The sequence below is a fragment of the Phocaeicola sp. RTP21198st1_B8_RTP21198_201120 genome, from assembly GCF_040929485.1.
GTDB lineage: Bacteria > Bacteroidota > Bacteroidia > Bacteroidales > Bacteroidaceae > Phocaeicola > Phocaeicola dorei.
Map to the genome: position 1 here is coordinate 647 of NZ_JBCOCI010000440.1, position 555 is coordinate 1,201.

The following is a 555-nucleotide window of genomic DNA, read 5'->3' on the forward strand; positions in this document are numbered from 1 at the left end:
TAATCAACCCTGAACATAAGGAAAAAGGCAAGATGCTACACAATGACTCCCATAAATTCGAGTCTACTTTCGTCGGCCTGACTATCCCGACAAACCGCAGTGTGATGTTCGGTTCACTAAGCGGAAGTAAATTGGGTATCTGGGTAGCACACGGAGAAGGTAAGTTCTCACTGCCATACGATGAAGACAAATACAATGTAGTGGCGAAATACAGCTACGATGAGTACCCGGGCAACCCAAACGGTTCAGACTACTCCATCGCAGGACTTGCCAGTGCAGACGGACGTCATTTGGCGATGATGCCCCACTTGGAACGTGCCATCTTCCCATGGCAAAACGGTTGTTATCCGGCAGACCGCAAGAACAGCGATCAGGTTACTCCATGGATAGAAGCGTTTGTCAACGCTCGCAAATGGGTGGAAGCTAAAATGAAATAAATCATTCCTATATTTACAGAGGCTGGTACATTTTAAAGTGCCAGCCTCTTGTTTTACACAACTTTTCGTTTTAGCGAAAGTCCCTTTACAGATAACAAAATTCCGAAAACAAACAATA

At 45.0% G+C, this 555-nt stretch carries 1 protein-coding gene; it reads left to right on the plus strand.

Features of this window, described 5'->3' with window-relative positions:
* On the plus strand, positions 1 to 437 hold a 437-nt coding region (locus AB5935_RS27080; RefSeq protein ID WP_368327985.1), incomplete at its 5' end, for a phosphoribosylformylglycinamidine synthase subunit PurQ.
* Positions 438 to 555: the final 118 nt, after the last annotated feature.